We start from the raw sequence: 20,136 nt of genomic DNA on the forward strand, positions 1-20,136 counted from the left end.
GACTGTATGGAATTGACCTGTCCTGGGCATACTCCGTGGACCTGTTCCCTTCGGCGGCCCGGCTGACCGCGTGGGTCCCGTGGCTTTGCGTCCCCGGCTTGCACCGGGTTTGCCATTGTCGGCGAGCGGCTGCTCGCCCGACGATACTAGCAATCTTGCCTGACACTTCAAGGACAGGACGTGTCGCGGCGGCGGGGGACTCTGCTGCGGCCCTGTCCACACCGTCACCTCGTCCCCGAGGCGGGCTGTCGCAGGAGGGCCGATGCGCGGCGCACCGCGTCGTCGACGGCCGCGAGCGCCGCCGAACCGTGGCGCCATTGCTGCCAGTACAACGGCACATCGACGTAGCCGTCCGGGTCCAGCGCGGTGAAGCCCCGTCCAGCGGGTTCATGCCCGAGCTCCAGCTCGGACACGAGCCCCCATCCCATGCCGAGGCGGATCGCTTCGGCGAACTCCTGCGCCGCCGGGACGTAGTGGCGGGGCGGGTCGAGGGCGCGGCGCGTCCGTGAACGGAGGTACTGGTCCTGGAGGTCGTCCCTGCGGTCGAAGACGATCACCGGGGCCTCACCGAGCTGCTCCGGTGTCGCGCCTCCACGGAACCACGCCTGGTGGAACTCGCGGGTGCAGACCGGGACGTAGCGCATGATGCCGAGGGAATGGGAGGAACACCCCTGCACGGGCTCGGCCACGGAGGTGATCGCGGCGGCAGCGGCCCCGCTGCGGAGCAGTTCGAGGGAGTACTCCTGGTCCTCCCGCAGCACCTCGACCTGCAGGGTCGCGGCGACCGGGGCCAGCGCGGGCAGCACCCAGGTGTGCAACGAGTCCCCGTTGACCACGATGGTGATGCGTGGGCGCTGCCCCTCGCCGCTCGCGTCGAGCTCCGCCGCGAGCTCCGCCGAGAGCAGCTCGAGCTGTCTCGCGAAGCGGACGATCGCCTCACCGGTCTCCGTGGGGCGCAGCGGGCGGGTCCTGGTGATGACAGGGCGGCCGACGGCGATCTCGAGCGATCGGATGCGCTGGCTGACAGCCGACGGGGTGACCGAGAGCGCGGCCGCCGCAGCCTCGAAGCTGCCCTCGCCCACAATGGCGGCGAGCGCCTTTGCCTGGGCGGGCTCGACGTGCTTCATAAGTACGTCTTACCATGCTGAAGAACCTTTAGCTGGCCTGAACCGCCGCCGGATCCTAGGTTGGTGGGGTGATCACCACCGCTGCCACCGGCCTCGCTGCAGGCCTGACCCTCATCGTCGCCATCGGTTCGCAGAACGCCTTCGTCCTGCGGCAGGGGCTTCTCCGGTCCCATGTCCTCCTGGTCGTGGTGGTGTGCGCCGTCTCCGACCTCGTGCTGATCGCGCTCGGCGTCGGCGGACTGGGCGTGGCCATCGAGCAGGCACCCGTGCTCCTCGAGGTGGTCCGGTGGGCGGGTGCGGCGTTCCTCGGCGGATACGCCGTTCTCGCGGCGCGGCGGGCGCTTCGGGGCGAGCACCTCGAGACCGCCGGCGGTCGCGCCACGTCGTGGAAGACGGCCCTCGGGACATGCCTGGCCCTGACGTGGCTCAATCCCCACGTGTACCTCGACACGGTGCTGCTGCTGGGGTCCCTCGCGAGTACGCACGGGTCGGAGGGGAAGTGGTGGTTCGCTGCCGGGGCGGGCCTCGGCAGTATCGTCTGGTTCACGGCTCTCGGTGCCGGGGCCCGTTTCCTGGCCCCCCTCTTCACGCGGCCCTGGGCCTGGCGGGTCCTGGACGCGCTGATCGCCGTCGTCATGCTCCTCCTCGCGGTGATGCTCGTCGCCCGGTAGCCGGAGGCCGGCCTCACAGCCCCGGCATCGGCAGGGCAGGGAATCGTTCCTGCCCGGCGCGTCGGCGTGCTCCCCGCAGCGGCTGCTACTGCTCGCCGTTGGCGCGTTCCTCGATCCAGTCCGTCGCCGCGTCGGACAAGAAGACGCCGTCGGGCCCGCGCTCGCCCATCCACCAGGAATCCGCGGCGATGAGGCCACCCGCGCGGCTGATATCGGCGACGACTTCCGGCGTCAGTGCATCCCCGTTGTTGGCGACGAGCCAGTCCCGCGTCTCCGGCATCACGTCGTTCCACCACTGTTCAAGATCCATGCCCGAAGTATGGCAGCCAGCGGTGGCGACATGCTGTCGGTGTCGACGCGCCTCTGCCCGGGCTTGTCCGACACCCCTGGCGCAGACCCACCGGATATCGTTGGGCGTGGACGGAACCAGTGAGGGGGCACTCCGCATGGCATGCAGTGGCTGCGCGACATCTTCGAGACTCGACTTCGAGTTCAGCATGGCTTTCCAGCCCATCTATGATGCGGTTGCCGGTCGCGTGTGGGGCTATGAGGCGTTGGTCCGCGGCCTATCGGGCGAGGGTGCTCTCGAGGTGCTGTCGAAGGTCGGGCCGGAGCAGAAGTACCGCTTCGACCAGGACTGTCGGGTCAAGGCGATCGAACTGGCGTCGCGCCTGTTTCCTGCAGGTGAGGATTTGAAGCTGTCCATCAACTTCATGCCGAACGCAGTCTACGAACCGGCTGCGTGCCTTCGGGCGACGCTGGGTGCAGCCGAGCGGTACAGCTTTCCGACGACGTCCATCATGTTCGAGTTCACGGAGGATGAGGAGGTGACGGACACCGCCCACCTCACGAATATCATCGCCGAGTATCGCAAGCATGGTTTCACCACCGCCATCGACGACTTCGGCGCCGGCCATGCAGGGCTGGGGCTCCTGGTCGAGTTCCAGCCGGACCTGCTCAAGATCGACATGAAGCTCATCCGCGGTGTCGACAGCAGTGCAGCCCGCCAGGCCGTCGTCACCGGCGTCGTGGGCATCGCCGACGAGCTGGGCATCACGGTGCTCGCCGAAGGCGTCGAGACGGAGTCGGAGTTCCTGTTCCTCACGGCGGCCGGCGTCCGCCTGTTCCAGGGATACTGGTTCGCGAAGCCGGCCTTCGAGGCACTTCCGGACGTGCATCGCTGGTCTGCCCCTGACGTCACCGCTGTCGCCTAGCGTTCGGGACGGCGCGGACCTGATCGCGGAGGCGCAGGCGTACCGTGGGCGGATGGCAGCCACCGAATCCCGTCAGCAGCACATCGTGAGCACCCTCGTCGAGGCCCATCAGGACCTCATGGGTGTCGACCCCCTCGCCTTCCGCGCGCGGTTCCGGAAGATGGCTGCGGATCCCTACGCTTTCTACCGCGGGAGTGCGTCCCTGTTCTACACCGACATGGCGGACCTCGAGGACAGCTGGGCGGACGAGCGCACCGGCCGGGTCTGGATCCACGGGGACCTGCATGCCGAGAACTTCGGCACCTACATGAGCAACGAGGGCCGGCTGACCTTCGACGTCAACGATTTCGACGAGGCGTATGTCGGTCACTTCTCCTGGGACCTGCGCCGCTTCGTCGCGTCGCTGACGCTGCTGTGCTGGCAGAAGGCCCTGCCGTCCGAGGCCGTACGGAACCTCGCCCGCACCTACCTCGAGGCGTACCTCGGCCGGGTCGCCGACTACGTGGAGGACGAACAGTCCGCTTTCGCCTTCGGGCTCGAGAATACGGAGGGCCCTATCCACGACGTCCTGCAGCAGGCCCGCGCCGCGCGGCGCACGCGGCTGCTCGACTCGCTCACGCTCATCGAGGACTACGAGCGCCAGTTCCGCGACGACGGCTCGATCAGGACGCTCGACGAGGATGAGCATGCCGAGGTGGCGGCGGCCTTCGAACGCTATCTCGGGACCATCCCCGACAGCGAGCGCTCGCGCCGCCGCGTCTTCTACCGGGTGAAGGGCATCGTGGGCAAGAAGGGCTTCGGGATCGGCAGCGCCGGCCTGCCGACCTACAACGTGCTGATCGAAGGATTCGACGAAGCGCAGGAGAACGACATCATCCTGACGATGAAGCAGTCGAACATCGCCGCTCCGAGCCGGATCGTGGACGACGAGCGCGTCCGCGGCTACTTCGCGGACGACGGGCACCGGGCCGTGATCAGCCAGCGCTCGCTGCAGTCCCACACCGATCCCTTCCTGGGCTACACCACCATCCGCGGCGTCTCGTTCGTGGTGTCCGAACTCTCCCCCTACAAGCGGGACCTCTCCTGGGACGACCTCACGGAGCCGGAGCAGATGCAACCCGTCCTCGAGGCACTGGGCCAGGCCACCGCGAAGATCCACTGCTCCACGGACGAGGACAGCGACCACGACCTGGTGCCGTTCCGCACCGAGACCGCCATCCTCGACGCCGTCGAGCGCTCGCGTTCCGACTTCATCGAGGACATCGTCGAGTTCGGTGAAGCCTACGCGGACACGGTCCGGAAGGATCACGCGCTCTTCGTCGACGCCTTCCGGGAGGGCCTCATCACCGCCGTTCCCGCTACCTGAGGAAAAGGAGTTGAGTCAAGAGGACTCAACTTCGTTTTGATCCTCGGCGCCTCCCCGCCTATACTTGAGTGCAGAACGCTCAATCTACGCGCCCGGCGGATGAGCGCCTCGCAAATCCCGGGCAGTCGAAAGGAAATTGCATGTCACGTGCAGTAGGTATTGACCTCGGAACCACCAACTCGGTCGTCTCGGTTCTCGAGGGTGGCGAGCCCACCGTCATCGCGAACGCCGAGGGCGCGCGCACCACGCCGTCGATCGTCGCTTTCTCCAAGTCCGGCGAGGTCCTGGTCGGCGAGATCGCCAAGCGCCAGGCCGTCAACAACATCGACCGCACCATCTCCTCGGTCAAGCGCCACATGGGCACCGACTGGACCGTCGCCATCGACGACAAGAAGTACACGCCGCAGGAGATCTCCGCGCGCATCCTCCAGAAGCTCAAGACGGACGCCGAGAGCTACCTCGGCGAGAAGGTCACCGACGCGGTCATCACCGTCCCCGCGTACTTCAACGACGCCGAGCGCCAGGCCACCAAGGAGGCCGGTGAGGTCGCCGGCCTGAAGGTCCTGCGCATCGTCAACGAGCCCACCGCGGCAGCCCTGGCCTACGGCCTCGACAAGGGCAAGGAAGACGAGCTGATCCTCGTGTTCGACCTCGGCGGCGGAACGTTCGACGTCTCCCTCCTCGAAGTCGGCAAGGACGAGGACGCCTTCTCCACCATCCAGGTCCGCTCCACCGCCGGTGACAACCGCCTCGGTGGCGACGACTGGGACCAGCGCGTCGTCGACTACCTGCTCTCGCAGGCCAAGGCGAAGGGCGCCGATCTGTCGAAGGACAAGATCGCCCTGCAGCGCCTGAAGGAGGCTGCGGAGCAGGCCAAGAAGGAACTGTCCTCGGCGACGTCCACCAACATCTCGCTGCAGTACCTCTCCGTCACGGCGGACGGACCCGTCCACCTCGACGAGCACCTGTCGCGCGCCAAGTTCCAGGACCTCACCAAGGACCTGCTGGACCGCACCAAGAAGCCGTTCCACGACGTCATCTCCGAGGCAGGCATCAAGGTGGCCGACATCGACCACATCGTCCTGGTCGGCGGCTCGACCCGCATGCCCGCCGTCGTCGAACTCGTGAGGGAGCTCGCAGGCGGCAAGGAGCCCAACAAGGGCGTCAACCCCGATGAGGTCGTCGCCGTCGGCGCCGCACTGCAGGCCGGTGTCCTGAAGGGCGAGCGCAAGGACGTCCTCCTGATCGACGTCACCCCGCTGTCCCTCGGCATCGAGACCAAGGGTGGCATGATGACCAAGCTCATCGAGCGCAACACGGCCATCCCCACCAAGCGCAGCGAGACCTTCACCACGGCGGACGACAACCAGCCGTCCGTCGCCATCCAGGTGTTTCAGGGCGAGCGCGAGTTCACCCGGGACAACAAGCCGCTGGGCACGTTCGAGCTGACCGGTATCGCCCCGGCTCCGCGCGGCGTCCCGCAGGTCGAGGTCACCTTCGACATCGACGCCAACGGCATCGTGCACGTGTCCGCCAAGGACAAGGGCACGGGTACCGAGCAGTCGATGACCATCACCGGTGGCTCCTCCCTCTCCAAGGAGGACATCGACCGCATGGTGCGCGAGGCCGAGGAGCACGCAGCCGAGGACAAGAAGCGCCGCGAGGCCGCTGACACCCGCAACGGCGCCGAGCAGCTCGCCTACTCGGTGGACAAGCTCATCGCCGACAACTCGGACAAGCTGCCCGAGGACGTCCGGACCGACGTCCAGGCCGACGTCGACGCCCTCAAGAAGGCGCTCGAGTCGCAGGACAACGACGACGAGGTGAAGTCGGCCTTCGAGAAGCTGCAGGCTTCGCAGTCGAAGCTCGGTGAAGCGATCTACGCGTCGGCCCAGCAGGACGCAGGCTCCGCCGCCGGGGCCCCGGCCGATGACCAGTCAGCCTCCGCAGGCAGCGACGAGGACATCGTCGACGCCGAGGTCGTCGACGAAGACACCAGCGAGAAGAAGTAGCCATGCCGCACCACGGAAATGAAGAAGAGCACCAGTCAGAGCCGGTGAGTTTTCGCGACAACCGGAAGATCGACCCCGAGACGGGCGAAGTCCGTGGGCAGCAGGACGACGCCGGCACTCCGGCCGCGGAGGAATCCGCGGCCGGAGGGCAGGCCGTACCCGCTGGCGATGCCTCCGAGGGGGATGCCCTGGCACAGGCCGAGGCCATCCTCAACGAGGCCGGCGCCGAAGGCGAGAGCAACCCTGCGGTCGACGTCGTCGCGGAGCTCCGCAACGACCTGCTCCGCCTGCAGGCCGAGTACGTCAACTACCGGCGGCGCGTCGAGCGTGACCGCGACGTCGCACGGGACCAGGCGATCATCGGCGTCATCAACTCGCTGATGCCCGTCCTCGACGACATCGACGCCGCACGCCAGCACGGCGACCTGGCCGAGGGCCCGTTCGCGGCGATCGCCGGCAAGCTCGAGAACGTCCTCAGGACGTACGAGCTCACCCGCATCGACGAGGTCGGCGTGGCGTTCGACCCGAACATCCACGAAGCGCTCATGCAGCAGCCGAGTGCGGACGTCGAGGCTGACAGCGTCAGCCAGATCCTCCGCGCCGGGTACCGCAAGGGTGAGCGCGTCCTCCGGGCCGCGCAGGTCATCGTGGCGGTTCCGGAGTAACTGGAACGCCGGGTGGGGCAGTCTTCCCGGGCCAACGAAATTCCTGAGCTCGCAGAGCTCGCTCGGGAATATTGAAGGCCCTACAGAAGACGGCCCCACCCGTCTTCCCCGAACTGACCGGTTGAGAGGAAAGGCCGGGAACTCGGGGTACGGCCGGACCCGTCCGGCCCCTACATCTTCAGCAGTACCTACGAAAGGAGACGCCAGTTGGCTAGTCAGGATTGGGTCGACAAGGATTTCTACAAGATCCTCGGTGTCTCCAAAGATGCGTCCGGTGACGACATCAAGAAGGCGTACCGGAAACTCGCTCGCAAGCACCACCCGGACCAGAACCAGGGTGACGCGGCGTCCGAGCGGACGTTCAAGGACGTATCGGAGGCCTATTCCGTGCTGTCCGACGCCGAGCAGCGCCAGCAGTACGACGCCATCCGCGCCATGGGCGGCGGAGCGCGGTTCTCCGCCGGCGGCGCTGGTGGCGGAGCCGGCGGCAGCGCCGGATTCGAGGACATCTTCGGGAACCTGTTCGGCCAGGGCGCGGCAACCGGGACGCGGCAGCGCACCGGCTTCTCGAACAGCAACCTGCCGCCGGAATTCGCGGACCTGTTCGGCGGCGGTGGAGTGGGCGGCAACGGATTCCCCGGCGGCTTCCAGTCCACGCGCCCGCAGAAGGGTGCGGACCGCACGGCCAGCACGTCCATCTCCTTCGCGGGATCCATCAACGGAACCACGATCGGCCTGCGCGAGCCCTCCGGTGAGCAGATCGACGTGCGCATCCCGGCAGGCATCCGCGACGGACAGAAAGTCCGGGTCAAGGGCAAGGGACAGCCCGGCCAGGCCGGCCCCGGCGACCTCATGGTCACCGTCAACGTCAAGGAGCACCCGTTCTTCAAGCGCGACGGCGACAACATCCGCGTGCAGGTTCCCGTCAGCTTCCCGGAGGCCGCGCTCGGCGCCCAGATCGAGGTGCCGACCATCACCGGCGAGCTCGTGAAGATGAGGGTCCCTGCCGGGACGCCGTCGGGCAGGACACTGCGGCTCAAGGGCAGGGGAGTGAAGACCTCCAAGGCCACCGGCGATCTCCTGGTGTCCGTCGACGTCGTCGTTCCGCAGAATCTGTCCAAGGAGGCGGAGGCCGCCGTGGAGGCGTTCCGTGCCGCGACGAAGGACGCCGATCCCCGCGCGGGGCTCGCCGCGAAGGCGCGCCTGTAACAGTACGTTCGAGCAACCGCCGGGAGCACCGGCAACGGAAGGAGGCAATGCAATGGACTACACAATGCCCATCTACGTCATCTCCGTCGCCGCCGAACTCGCCGACATGCACCCGCAGACGCTCAGGCAGTACGACCGGCTGGGCCTCGTGACGCCCAGCCGGGCGCCGGGGCGGGCACGGCGGTACTCGCAGAAGGACGTGGGCACCCTGCGCGAGATCCAGAAGCTGTCGCAGGAAGGGGTGTCCCTCGAGGGCATCCGGCGGATCCTCGAACTCGAGAACCAGGTCTCGGCACTGCAGTCGCGCATCACCGAGCTGTCCTCCGAACTGGCATCCCGCCGCATCCAGTCGGAGACCAGCCGCATCTTCGCCGCGGGGCTTGCCGGCGACGTCGTCACGCTCGCCCGCGGCCAGCGACCGCGCCCGCGCAGCCAGGCACTCGTGGTGTGGCGGCCGGACACGTCCAGGACCGCGAACTAGCCGCCGCTGCGCACCGCCGGCCCCGCGCCGGTGGAACCGCGGACCACCAGGTCCGCCTGGAACAGGATGTCCGCCCGTGTGGTCCGGTCCCCGTCCAGTTCGGTGACCAGGGCGTGCACCGCCGCTTCCGCCATCGCCGCCACGTTCTGCCGCAGGGTCGTCAGCGGCGGATCGGTGAAGGCCATGAGCGGGGAGTCGTCGAATCCGATCACCGAGATGTCCTCCGGGACGCGCAGGCCACGCGTGTGCGCGGCGCGGACGGCGCCGAGGGCCATGATGTCCGAGGCACAGACGATCCCGGTATGCCCGCTGTCGATGAGTTCGTTCGCGGCGCTCTGCCCGCCCTCGATGGTGAACATGCTCGTCGCGATGTGCGGGTCGGCGTCGTCGTCGCCGAGGAACTGGACGAGCCCGGACCGGAAACCCTCCAGCTTCCGGCGGCTCGGGATGAAGCGGTCGGAGCCGGTCGCGAAGCCGACCCGCTGGTGGCCCTGCGCCACGAGGTGCCGCACGGCCGTGCGGATGGCGGTCGCGTCGTCGTTCGAGACGGACGGGGCGTCGATCTCCGGCCTGGCCCCGTTGACCAGGACGAACGGCACGCGGCCGCGCAGGCGCCGGTAGCGCTCCATGCTCGCCCGGCCGTCGGAGTGCGCGGCGCAGACGAAGATGATCCCGCTGACGCCCTGGTCCAGCAGAAGGGCGACGTACTCGTCCTCGGTGATGCCCCCGCCGGGCAGGGTGCACAGGGCCGGGATGTAGTCGTTGGGCGCCAGCAGGGCCGCGATGGCGCCGGCGAAGGCCGGGAAGATGGGGTTGACGAGGTCGGGGACGACGACGCCGATCTGCCCCTTCGATCGCCCCGCCGTGCGTGCGGGCCGCTCGTAGCCCAGGTTGTCCATTGCCGCGAGGACGGCCTGCCGCGTCTCCTGGGAGGCACCGCCCTTGCCGTTCAGGACGCGCGACACGGTGGGCACGCTGACGCCGGCGGTGCGCGCGACGTCGTCCAGGCGAGGCCGCTCGCTACGGATGCCGGGAGTCATGACCCCCAATCTAGCGCAGCAGCGCAACGCTTCGAGAAAGATTGCGCGAAAGTTTTGCAAATTCCTTGACGCTCGGCTTACCGCCTCCCTAGGGTCGGGATGACCACCCCTCCTCAGTCCGGCCTGCAGCGACGCACGGCCCGGGAAGGACCACCATGACCCTGAACACCACGGACGCGGCCCGGACCGCCGGGAGGCCCGCCCGTCGGCGCAGGTCCCGGCTGGCCGCCGTCGTCCTGACCGCGCCGCTCCTCGCGGCCCTGATGCCCGCGCCCGCGCTGGCCGACCACACGGGTGCGCCCGGCACGGTGGCGCTCGTCGGCTCCCTGCAAGCAGAACTCGGTTGCCCCGACGACTGGCAGCCGGAGTGTGCGGCCACGAGACTCGTACCCGTGGACGGTTCGCCGGACACCTGGTCGGCGACCTTCGACGTCCCCGCCGGATCCTACGAGTACAAGGTGGCGCTGAATGGGTCATGGGGTGAGAACTACGGCGCCGGGGGTGCTGCCGGTGGCGTGAACCTGGCACTGCAGGCTCCGGGAGGCCCGGTGACCTTCACCTACAACCACCGCACGCATGCCGTCTCGACGGACGTGCCGCAGGCGCCCACGGGATCGGTGGCGGCGCACTGGCTGACCGCCGACACCCTCGCCTGGGGAGCGGACGTCCCCGAGGATGCGCGCTTCCGGCTGTACTCCGCCCCCGAGGGCGGACTGGTCGCCGGGGACGATGCCGTCACGGGCGGCACCTACCTCGACCTCTCACGGCAGGGCGACGCACTGCCCGCCGACCTCGCGGCCCGGTACCCGCACCTCGCTGACCTCGCGACGCTGACGCTCGGGAAGAAGGACGCCCGGAAGGCGGGGGAGCTGCTCGAGGGACAACTGCTCCTCGCCGCCGTCTCGCCGGAGGGAGAACTCCTGGCGACCACCGGCGTCCAGGTGCCCGGCGTCCTCGACGACCTCTACGCCGGGGCCGCCCGCCAGCAGCTCGGCCTCAGCTGGAAGGGCGGGAAGCCGCACCTCGACCTCTGGGCGCCGACCGCCCGCAGCGTCTCCGTGCACGTCTTCCGCGACGGCTCCGGGGGAGACCCGATCGCCACGCGCCCCCTGCGCGCGGGCAAGGACGGCGTGTGGAGCGTCGACGGCGAGAAGGACTGGAACGGCGCGTACTACCTGTACGACGTCGAGGTCTTCGTTCCCGAGACCGGCGCCGTGGAACACAACCTCGTGACCGACCCCTACAGCGTCGGCCTGTCCACGAACTCGGAACGGTCCCTGTTCGTGGATCTCTCGGACCCGGCCCTGCTGCCGCCGTCGTGGTCCCGCCTGGCCAAGCCGGCCCTGCAGCGCCCCGAGGAGCTGTCCGTCTACGAACTCCACGTGCGCGACTTCTCGATCACCGACAGCACGGTGCCCGCGGCCGCACGCGGAACCTATGCGGCCTTCAGCCACCCGGCGAGCGACGGGATGAAGCGGCTCTCGGGACTCGCCGACCGCGGACTGAACGCCGTCCACCTCCTGCCCGTGAACGACATCGGCACCATCGAGGAGGACAGGGCCCGGCAGGCCGAACCCGCCTGCGACCTCGCCTCCTTCGCCCCCGACAGCACGGAGCAGCAGGAATGCGTCGCCGACGTCGCCGCCCGTGACGGCTTCAACTGGGGCTACGACCCGCTGCACTACACGACGCCGGAGGGCTCCTACTCGACGAACCCCGCGGACGCCACCCGCATCCGCGAGTTCCGGGGCATGGTCGCGTCGCTCAACGAGGCGGGTCTGCGCGTCATCCAGGACGTCGTGTACAACCACACCGCGGGCGCCGGCCAGTCCTCGACGAACAACCTCGACCGGATCGTGCCCGGCTACTACCACCGCCTCGACCCCGGGTCGGGCGCCGTCGAGACCTCGACCTGCTGCCCGAACACGGCGACGGAGCACACCATGATGGGCAAGCTGATGGTCGACTCGATGGTCACGCTCGCGCGGACCTACAAGCTCGACGGCTTCCGGTTCGACCTCATGGGGCACCACTCGAAGCAGAACATCCTCGACGTCCGTGCGGCCCTCGACCAGCTGACGCTCAAGCGCGACGGCGTGGACGGCAGGTCCATCTACCTCTACGGCGAGGGCTGGAACTTCGGCGAGGTGGCGGACGACGCCCGCTTCGTGCAGGCCACCCAGGTGAACATGGCCGGCACCGGTATCGGCACGTTCAACGACCGGCTCCGGGACGCCGTGCGCGGCGGCGGACCCTTCGACGACGACCCGAGGATCCAGGGCTTCGCCTCGGGACTCCTGACGGACCCGAACGGCGTCGCGGGCAACGGGACCGAGGCCGAACAGCGCGCCCGGCTGCTGCTGTCCCAGGACCAGATCCGGGTGGGGCTCACCGGCAACCTGAAGGACTACGCGTTCACCGACCGCTCCGGGAACCGAGTGACCGGCGCCGACGTCGACTACAACGGCGCCCCCGCCGGGTACGCCGCGGACCCGCAGGAGACCATCACCTACGTCGAGGCACACGACAACGAGACGCTCTTCGACGCTCTCGCCTTCAAGCTGCCGGCCGGCACCCCGATGGCCGACCGCGTCAGGATGCAGACGCTGGCCCTCTCCACCACGGCGCTCGGCCAGGGCATCTCCTTCTGGCATGCGGGCGGTGAGGCGCTGCGCAGCAAGTCGCTGGACCGCAACAGCTACGACTCCGGCGACTGGTTCAACCTCCTCGACCACACGGGCACGGACAACGGCTTCGGCCGGGGACTGCCACCGCGGGCGGACAACGAGGGCAAGTACGCGTTCATGCAGCCGCTGCTGGCGGACCCGGCCCTCAAGCCGTCACCGGCGGAGATCGGGGCGGCGAGTGCCCAGGCGCAGGACCTGCTGGAGATCCGGCAGGGCAGCCCCCTGTTCAGCCTCGGCACCGCCGAACTCGTCCAGCAGAAGCTGTCCTTCCCGGGCAGCGGCCCCGACCAGTCGCCCGGCGTGATCGTGATGCACCTGGACGACACCGTCGGCCCGGACGCCGATCCGGAGCGGAAGGGCATCGTCGTGGTCTTCAACGCCTCCGACGAGGCCACGACGCAGCAGGTCCCGGCCGCTGCCGGCCAGGGCTTCGCGCTGCACGCCGTCCAGGCGGGCGGGAGCGACGACGTCGTGCGTCGGGCGGCAGCCACCACGGACGGGACGTTCACGGTCCCGGCGCGCACGGTGGCGGTGTTCGAAGCGCGGTGATCAGGCCTCCGCAGGGCCCGGTATCCCCGACGGGGTGCCGGGCCCTGCGCGTTGCAGGGGCCTCAGGGCGCCGGCGCGGCGGTGCTCGACCTGATGATCAGCGCCGTCCGGGCCGAATGGTTCATCGGACGGTAGGCATCGGGGTCCTGCAGGATCTGCAGCAGGCGCTCGACGGCCCGCTTCCCCTGCTGCTGCGGGAACTGGGCCACGGTGGTCAGGCCGAGCGCCTCGCCGAGCTCGTGCCCGTCGATGCCGATCACGGAGACGTCCTCGGGGACCCGCAGCCCCAGCTCGCGGGCGGCGAGGATCGCGCCGATGGCCATCTCGTCCGAGGCGCAGAAGACCGCGGTCGGGGTGTCGCGCGGGTAGCCGAGGAGCTGCTTCGCCTCGCCGTAGCCGCCCTGGATGGTGAAGTCGGCGCCCACGCGCCACGAGGGGAGGATCTCCAGGCCGGCCGCGGCCATCGCCGATTCGTAGCCGTGGCGCCGGGTCCCTGCGATCCGGAAGTCGTTCTCGAAGGCGTCGGACCCGCCGATGTGGGCGATGCGCCGGTGGCCGAGGTTGATGAGGTGCTCGGTGGCGAGTTCGGCGATCTCGTGGTCGTTGACGCTGTAGGTCTCGGCCCCCGGGAGCGGCCCGCCGATCCCGACGACGGGCTTGCCGACCGCCAGGAGCTGGCCGAGTTCCTCCCGGCTCAGCTCGAGCGACACAGGGATGACGCCGTCGCACCGCTGGCGCAGCAGGAATTCCGACAGGACGCGGTCGCGGATGCCGGCGTCCTCGTTCAGGTTGTAGAGCGTGAGGTCGTAGCCGGCGGTGAGGAGCGACGCCGCGAGGCTGTCCACGATCTGCGAGTAGTACCAGCGGGCCACCGACGGCACGACGACGCCGATGTTGCGGTGCCGCCCGGACGCCAGGGAGGAGGCCGTCGAGCTGACGACGAACCCGAGCTCCCGCGCGGCCTGCAGAACGCGTGCGCGCGCCCGCTCCGAGACGCGCCCGTTTCCGCTGAGGGCTCGGGAGACGGTGGCGGTGGAGACGCCGGCCAGCTCGGCGACGTCCTTGATGCCCGCCATGGGCCCCCTTCCGCGCTCGCAGCAGTGATGGGGACACCCCGGCCGGGGTGTCCCCATCCGATCATTCCGGATCCGTGGCGGATCTCCTACCCGGCGGCGGCCATGAGCCAGACGCACGCATCCGGGGCGAGCAGGCCGTCCGTCACCGAGCCCGGCGAGCTGGCGGCGATGACCCTGCCGTCCGGCAGCGGAGCGGCGAACTCGCCCATGTTCAGGACCACGAGCACCTCCCCGTTGCGGAAGGCGACGACGTCGGACGCCTCGAAGTCGCGGGACCAGCTGAGGGAACCGGCTCCGAGGCGCAGGTCGCGGCGGAGCTGCAGGGCGGTGCGGTAGAGCGACAGGGTGGACTCGGAATCCGCCGACTGCACATCGCGGGCGTACTCGGCCCAGCCCTCGGGCTGGGGCAGCCACGGCGCGGCGGTCGCCTCGGCGTCGCCGAACCCGAACGACGGCGCCTCGGCCTGCCAGGGAAGGGGCACGCGGCATCCGTCGCGGCCGATCCGTTCACCGGCCGTGCGGACGAACGTCGGGTCCTGCCGGGCGTCGTCGGGCATCGCCGTGTGGTCGGGCAGGCCGAGCTCCTCGCCCTGGTACAGGTAGATCCCGCCGGGCAGCGCGAACATCGCGAGCGACGCGGCGCGGGCCCGGGCGAGGCCGGTCACGGTGTCGGGCTGGGCGTCGGCGCGGCCGATGCCGTCGCCTCCGCGCGGCGGGCCGTCGGTCAGCCCGAACCGGCTGGCATGCCGGACGACGTCGTGGTTGCTGAGGACCCATGTGGTGGGGGCGTCGACGGCGTCGAACGCGGTCAGCGAGGAGGAGATGACGTGCCGGAGGCCGTGGGCGTTCCACGGGTGGTGCAGGTAGGCGAAGTTGAACGCCTGGTGCATCTCGTCCGGGCGGACCCAGTTCGTGAGCCGCGGCAGGGGATCGATCGAGGCCTCGGCGCACAGGATGCGCTCGCCGTCGTACTCGGCGAGGATGGCTCGCCACTGCCGGTAGATGGCGTGGACCTCGTCCTGGCCGAACATGGGTGCTTCCCACCCCGGGAAGCCCTCGGAGGAACCGCCGTCGGCGCGCCCGCCCCAGTCCGGCAGCCCCTCCGCCTTGATGAGGGCGTGCGCCACGTCGACGCGGAAGCCGCCGACGCCGCGATCGAGCCAGAAGCGCAGGACCCGCTCGAACTCGGCCCGCACCGCGGGGTTGTCCCAGTTGAAGTCGGGCTGCGAGGAGTCGAACAGGTGCAGGTACCACTGCCCGGGTGTGCCGTCGGGGTCGATGACGCGCGTCCAGGCCGGCCCGCCGAAGTGCGACTGCCAGTTGTTGGGCGGTTCGCTGCCGTCGGCGCCGCGGCCGTCCCGGAAGATGAACATCGCGCGTTCCGCGGAGCCCGCGGGAGCCGCGAGGGCGGCCTGGAAGAGGGCGTGCTCGTCGGAGCAGTGGTTGGGCACGAGGTCGACGATGACGCGGATGCCGAGGCCGTCCGCGCGGGCGACGAGCGCGTCGAAGTCGGCCAGCGTGCCGAACAGCGGGTCCACGTCGCAGTAGTCGGCGACGTCGTACCCGCCGTCGCGCTGGGGCGAGGTGAAGAACGGCGAGAGCCAGACCGCATCGATACTGAGCTCGGCGAGGTGTCCGAGCTCCGCGGTGATGCCCGGGAGGTCGCCCATCCCGTCCCCGTTCGAATCCCGGAACGAGCGCGGGTACACCTGGTAGATGACGGACGAGCGCCACCACTGGTCGCCCTCGGACGGAGCGTGGAGTGGTGCATGGAAGGCATCGGGCGAGGACAGGGCGTCGCCGTGCAGGAGGGGGGCGATCTCAGACATGCCGATCATCCTAGACCCCATCCGACCGAATTATGGAAGCGTTTTCATTGATCAGCTTCCTGTCCTTGCGTCTTTCCTGAGGTTCCGGCGCGGCGCACACGCTCTTTTGCTCAAAGCGGATGCAAGCGTTTACAGTGTGACTCGGGTCACCGTCGCCTCCGGTAGGGAGCGGCTGGAACACCCGCGTCTCCCGGCTCGCGAAGCACCGCGCTTCGTCCGGGAGGTCGACAGAAGCCGCTCATTAAAGGTTCACCAATGAAGGTGCGATCCATCCAGCCGACGCGTCGGCACGCTCTGATCACCGGCGTCATGTCGGTCGCCGTCCTGGCCCTCACGGCCTGCGGCGGAGGGGCAGCCGATTCCTCCTCGCCCAGCTCCAGCTCCGCCGCCCCGGACCTCGCCGCGGGAGGTGCCACCACGCTCACCATGTGGGTCGACGCCGAGCGCGCACCCGCCCTCGAGGAGATCACCAAGTCCTTCAAGGAGGACACGGGCATCGAGGTCAAGCTCGCGGTCAAGGACTTCGCAGCCGTCCGCGACGACTTCATCACCCAGGTGCCCACCGGCAAGGGCCCGGACCTGATCGTGGGCCCCCACGACTGGTTGGGTACCTTCGTGCAGAACGGCGTCGTCGCCCCCGTGGAGCTCGGCGACAAGGCGACGGAGTTCCAGGAGTCCGCCGTCCAGGCCATGACCTATGACGGCAACGTCTACGGTGTGCCCTACGCGCTCGAGAACATCGGCCTGCTGCGCAACACGGATCTCGTCCCCGAGGCCGCGGGCACCTTCGACGAGGTCATCGCCAACGGCGAGGCCGCCGTTGCCGCAGGCGACGCGACGTACCCCTTCCTGGTGGGCCTGGATCCCAAGCAGGGCGACCCCTACCACCTGTACCCGCTGCAGACCTCGATGGGCGTCCCGGTCTTCGGGCAGAACGAGGACGGCAGCTACAACGCCGACGAACTGCTCCTCGGCGAGCCGAACGGCGTCGAATTCGCCAAGAAGCTCGTGGAGTGGGGCGACACCGGGTCCAAGATCTTCAACTCGAACATCACCGGTGACATCGCCAAGGAGAAGTTCTACGCCGGCGAGTCGCCCTACTTCCTCACCGGCCCGTGGAACGTCCCCGACGCACAGGCCGCAGGCCTGAACATCGCGGTCGACAAGCTCCCCACGGTCGGCGACCAGGACGCCCAGCCCTTCATCGGCGTCAACGGCTTCTTCATCTCGTCGAAGAGCGCCAACGCGCTCGCCGCGAACGAGTTCGCCGTCAACTACCTGAGCACCGAAACCGCCCAGGATGCCATGTACGACGTCGGAGGCCGCCCGCCCGCCCTCAAGGCCAGCTTCGACAAGGCCGCGTCCGATCCCATCGTCGCCGCGTTCGGCGAGATCGGCGCCAACGGCGTCCCGATGCCCGCGCTGCCCGAGATGCAGGCCGTCTGGGCCGACTGGGGAGGCACCGAACTGGCGCTGATCAAGGGCGAGGGCGACCCCGCCGCGGCCTGGACCACCATGGTGAGCAACATCGAGGCGAAGATCGCCGCACAGTAGTACCCGCAGTACCCTGGCGCCCGTCGCCCCGGCGACGGGCGCCACCCTTCTCTTCGCCACCTTCGAGGTGGCGGCACCACAGCAGCGGCCTTCCGCGCCGATCACCGAAAGCCTCCGCCATGCTCACATCGGCCCCTCCCGGCCCGGCCGCAACGCGTCCCCCCAAGACAGCCGCCCGCTCCGATTCGACCCTCGGCCTGCTCGCGAAGATCGTGCTGCTCGGCCTCGTGGACGCCTTCGCGGTCTACGTCCTCATCACGCTCTTCCTGCAGGAGAAGTGGGTGATCCTCCTCGTCGGCGCGGCCATGACGATCCTCATCAACTGGATCTACCTGCGCAGGGGCGGTCTGCCCGCGAAGTACCTGGCCCCGGGCATCTTCTTCCTGGTGATCTTCCAGGTGTTCGTCATGATCTACAGCGGCTACGTCGCCTTCACCAACTACGGCGACGGCCACAACAGCACCAAGGCCGACGCCGTGAGCGCCATCCAGCTCTCGGCCCAGCAGCGGGTCCCGGATTCCCCCGCCTACCGGATCTCGGTCCTCGAGGCCGACGGCGGGTACCACCTCCTCGCCACCGATCCCGACGGCGGCGTGTCCGTGGGGACCACCGGCGTGCCGCTCGCGGAGGCCGACGGCGCCGTCACCGACGGCACCGGAAAAGGCGTGGAGCTCGAGGGCTACCGCACGCTGCAGTTCGGGGAGGTCCTCGCCAACCAGGCGGACATCCTCGCCATCACCGTCCCGTTCTCCGACGATCCTGAGGACGGCAGCCTCAAGACCAGCGACGGCTCGAACGCCTATGTCTACCGCCCGGCGCTGAGCTACGACGAGGCCACGAGCACCTTCACCGACCTCGAGACCGGGACCACCTACTCCGACACCGGCGAGGGCTCCTTCCGGTCCGCGGACGGCGAGCAGCTGAGCACCGGCTGGAAGATCAACGTCGGCTTCGACAACTTCGTCAAGGCGTTCACCGATCCGAACATCCGCGGCCCGCTGCTGCAGGTGGTCCTGTGGACCTTCACCTTCGCGATCATCTCAGTGCTGTCCACGTTCGCTCTCGGGCTCTTCCTCGCGAACGCCTTCAACCTGCCGGACCTCCGCGGCAAGCGGATCTACCGCATCCTGATGATCCTGCCCTACGCCTTCCCGGCCTTCCTCGCCGGCCTGGTCTGGTCCGGCCTGCTCAACCCGGAATTCGGCTTCATCAACAACACCTTCTTCGGCGGCGCGGACATCCCGTGGCTGACGGACCCGCTGCTCGCGAAGGTCAGCGTGCTCATCGTGAACCTCTGGCTCGGCTTCCCGTACATGTTCCTGGTGTGCACGGGGGCCCTGCAGTCGCTGCCCGAGGAGGTCGACGAGGCCGCCCGCATGGACGGCGCGTCCGCGTGGCGCATCTTCGCGGCCATCAAGCTGCCCCTGCTGCTGGTCTCGGTGGCGCCCCTGCTGATCGCGAGCTTCGCGTTCAACTTCAACAACTTCAACGTCATCTACATGCTGACCGACGGCGGCCCCCGCTTCTCCGACACGACCGCGAACATCGGTCACACCGACATCCTGATCACGATGGTCTACGAGATCGCGTTCGGCACCGGTGTGGGCCGCGACTACGGCCTGGCCAGCGCCCTGTCCATCATCATCTTTCTAATCGTCGCCGCGATCTCCGCCATCAGCTTCCGGCAGACCAAGGCTCTGGAGGACATCAACTGATGACCACGTTCACCGATCCCCAGGCGGTCGCCCCCGCCGAGTCGACCACGGGCAGGTCCGGGCGCATCCCGGAGCAGCGCAGGCGCACGTTCGGGCAGTGGTTCAGGCACAAGGGCTGGCGCCACGCCGTCGGCGTCGTGACCACGGTCTTCGCCGTGTTCCCGCTGCTCTACGTGCTCTCCGCCGCCCTGAACTCCAACGGCACGATGGCGGGCTCGAACGTCCTGTTCAGCAGGATCGACACCGGCAACTTCGAGGCCCTCTTCAGCAACCCGAGCAGGCCCTTCGGCCGGTGGTTCATGAACACGATGATCATCGGCGTCGTGACGTCCGCGGCCACCGTCTTCCTCGGGGCCCTCGCCGCCTACGCGTTCAGCCGCATGCGCTTCAAGGGCCGCCGCGTGAGCCTGCTCTCGCTGCTGATCCTGCAGATGTTCCCGCAGCTGCTCGCCGTCGTGGCGATCTTCCTGCTCCTGAACGCCATCACCGACGTCGTCCCGTGGCTCGGCCTCGGCAGCCAGCTCGGCCTGATCATGGTCTACCTCGGCGGCGCGCTCGGCGTGAACACGTACCTCATGTACGGCTTCTTCAACACCGTCCCGAAGTCCCTCGACGAGGCCGCCAGGATCGACGGCGCAAGCCACGTGCAGGTGTTCTTCACGATTATCCTGCCGCTCGTCACGCCCATCCTCGCCGTCGTCGGGCTCCTCGCGTTCATCGGCCTGAGCAGCGAGTTCGTGATCGCCAGCGTGGTACTGACGGATCCCGACTCGCAGACCCTCGCCGTCGGCCTGTACTCCTACGTGGCGCAGCAGCGGTCCGAGAACTGGGGCGTCTTCGCGGCGGGAGCGGTGCTCGCGGCCGTGCCGGTCATGGCCCTGTTCCTCTTCCTGCAGAAGTACATCACCACCGGGCTCGTCTCCGGCTCCGTCAAGGGCTGA

Annotated in this window: 16 protein-coding genes and 1 riboswitch; of the genes, 11 read left to right on the forward strand and 5 right to left on the reverse strand. The window is 68.9% G+C overall.

Translation table 11 applies throughout. The features are described 5' to 3' along the window. Positions 1-49: 49 nt before the first annotated feature. Positions 50-124: riboswitch (cyclic di-GMP riboswitch) on the reverse strand. 100 nt (positions 125-224) lie between these two features. Then, a complete protein-coding gene (locus tag ACIQCY_RS01550; RefSeq protein ID WP_400482125.1) occupies positions 225-1,127 on the reverse strand; it encodes a LysR family transcriptional regulator ArgP in 903 nt (300 codons plus the stop codon). A gap of 68 nt (positions 1,128-1,195) precedes the next feature. Here ACIQCY_RS01550 and ACIQCY_RS01555 point away from each other — a divergent pair, with 68 nt between their 5' ends. Next, positions 1,196-1,798: a LysE/ArgO family amino acid transporter gene (locus ACIQCY_RS01555; protein WP_400482126.1), complete on the forward strand. Its 603-nt coding sequence runs from the start codon at positions 1,196-1,198 to the stop codon at positions 1,796-1,798. A gap of 85 nt (positions 1,799-1,883) precedes the next feature. On the opposite strand, the gene ACIQCY_RS01560 is transcribed toward ACIQCY_RS01555, so the two are convergent. Continuing rightward, positions 1,884-2,108, reverse strand: a complete 225-nt coding sequence (locus ACIQCY_RS01560; RefSeq protein WP_400482127.1) for a hypothetical protein — start codon at positions 2,106-2,108, stop codon at positions 1,884-1,886. 187 nt (positions 2,109-2,295) lie between these two features. On the opposite strand from ACIQCY_RS01560, the gene ACIQCY_RS01565 reads away from it, so the two are divergent. The 6 genes from ACIQCY_RS01565 to ACIQCY_RS01590 all read left to right on the forward strand — a co-directional run bounded on the left by ACIQCY_RS01565 (position 2,296) and on the right by ACIQCY_RS01590 (position 8,745). After that, entirely contained in the window at positions 2,296-3,012 is a 717-nt protein-coding gene (locus tag ACIQCY_RS01565; protein ID WP_400482128.1) for an EAL domain-containing protein, read from the forward strand. Between the two features lie 52 nt (positions 3,013-3,064). Further along, positions 3,065-4,378, forward strand: a complete 1,314-nt coding sequence (locus tag ACIQCY_RS01570; RefSeq protein WP_400482129.1) for a DUF2252 domain-containing protein — start codon at positions 3,065-3,067, stop codon at positions 4,376-4,378. Positions 4,379-4,518: 140 nt separating this feature from the next. After that, positions 4,519-6,390 (forward strand): molecular chaperone DnaK, encoded by a 1,872-nt coding sequence (gene dnaK / locus ACIQCY_RS01575; RefSeq protein ID WP_400482130.1) that lies wholly within the window; start codon positions 4,519-4,521, stop codon positions 6,388-6,390. 2 nt (positions 6,391-6,392) lie between these two features. Further along, positions 6,393-7,055 carry a nucleotide exchange factor GrpE gene (locus tag ACIQCY_RS01580; protein ID WP_400482131.1) on the forward strand — a complete coding sequence of 221 codons (663 nt, stop codon included), beginning with the start codon at positions 6,393-6,395 and terminating at the stop codon, positions 7,053-7,055. A gap of 207 nt (positions 7,056-7,262) precedes the next feature. Beyond that, positions 7,263-8,264, forward strand: coding sequence for a DnaJ C-terminal domain-containing protein (locus ACIQCY_RS01585; RefSeq protein WP_400482132.1), 1,002 nt, complete (start codon positions 7,263-7,265; stop codon positions 8,262-8,264). 52 nt (positions 8,265-8,316) lie between these two features. Continuing rightward, complete coding sequence (locus ACIQCY_RS01590; RefSeq protein ID WP_400482133.1) at positions 8,317-8,745, forward strand: heat shock protein transcriptional repressor HspR; 429 nt, start codon at positions 8,317-8,319, stop codon at positions 8,743-8,745. On the opposite strand, the gene ACIQCY_RS01595 is transcribed toward ACIQCY_RS01590, so the two are convergent. Beyond that, positions 8,742-9,785: a LacI family DNA-binding transcriptional regulator gene (locus ACIQCY_RS01595; protein ID WP_400482134.1), complete on the reverse strand. Its 1,044-nt coding sequence runs from the start codon at positions 9,783-9,785 to the stop codon at positions 8,742-8,744. The genes ACIQCY_RS01590 and ACIQCY_RS01595 overlap by 4 nt on opposite strands. Before the next feature lie 155 nt (positions 9,786-9,940). Between ACIQCY_RS01595 and pulA the strand changes: the two genes are divergently transcribed. After that, positions 9,941-13,021 (forward strand): pullulanase-type alpha-1,6-glucosidase, encoded by a 3,081-nt coding sequence (gene pulA, locus ACIQCY_RS01600; protein ID WP_400482135.1) that lies wholly within the window; start codon positions 9,941-9,943, stop codon positions 13,019-13,021. A 62-nt stretch (positions 13,022-13,083) separates the two neighbouring features. On the opposite strand, the gene ACIQCY_RS01605 is transcribed toward pulA, so the two are convergent. Both ACIQCY_RS01605 and ACIQCY_RS01610 read right to left on the reverse strand, forming a co-directional pair. Beyond that, positions 13,084-14,097: a LacI family DNA-binding transcriptional regulator gene (locus ACIQCY_RS01605; RefSeq protein WP_400482136.1), complete on the reverse strand. Its 1,014-nt coding sequence runs from the start codon at positions 14,095-14,097 to the stop codon at positions 13,084-13,086. Positions 14,098-14,183: 86 nt separating this feature from the next. Beyond that, positions 14,184-15,926, reverse strand: a complete 1,743-nt coding sequence (locus ACIQCY_RS01610) for a glycoside hydrolase family 13 protein (protein WP_400482137.1) — start codon at positions 15,924-15,926, stop codon at positions 14,184-14,186. A 255-nt stretch (positions 15,927-16,181) separates the two neighbouring features. Between ACIQCY_RS01610 and ACIQCY_RS01615 the strand changes: the two genes are divergently transcribed. From ACIQCY_RS01615 to ACIQCY_RS01625, 3 genes are all read left to right on the forward strand, one after another. Then, positions 16,182-17,480 (forward strand): extracellular solute-binding protein, encoded by a 1,299-nt coding sequence (locus tag ACIQCY_RS01615; RefSeq protein ID WP_400482138.1) that lies wholly within the window; start codon positions 16,182-16,184, stop codon positions 17,478-17,480. A 119-nt stretch (positions 17,481-17,599) separates the two neighbouring features. Then, positions 17,600-19,195 (forward strand): ABC transporter permease subunit, encoded by a 1,596-nt coding sequence (locus tag ACIQCY_RS01620; RefSeq protein ID WP_400482139.1) that lies wholly within the window; start codon positions 17,600-17,602, stop codon positions 19,193-19,195. Next, positions 19,195-20,136 carry a sugar ABC transporter permease gene (locus ACIQCY_RS01625; protein WP_400482140.1) on the forward strand — a complete coding sequence of 314 codons (942 nt, stop codon included), beginning with the start codon at positions 19,195-19,197 and terminating at the stop codon, positions 20,134-20,136. Before ACIQCY_RS01620 ends, ACIQCY_RS01625 begins: the two co-directional genes overlap by 1 nt.

Source organism: Arthrobacter sp. NPDC092385, from assembly GCF_044755105.1.
Lineage (GTDB): Bacteria > Actinomycetota > Actinomycetes > Actinomycetales > Micrococcaceae > Arthrobacter_D.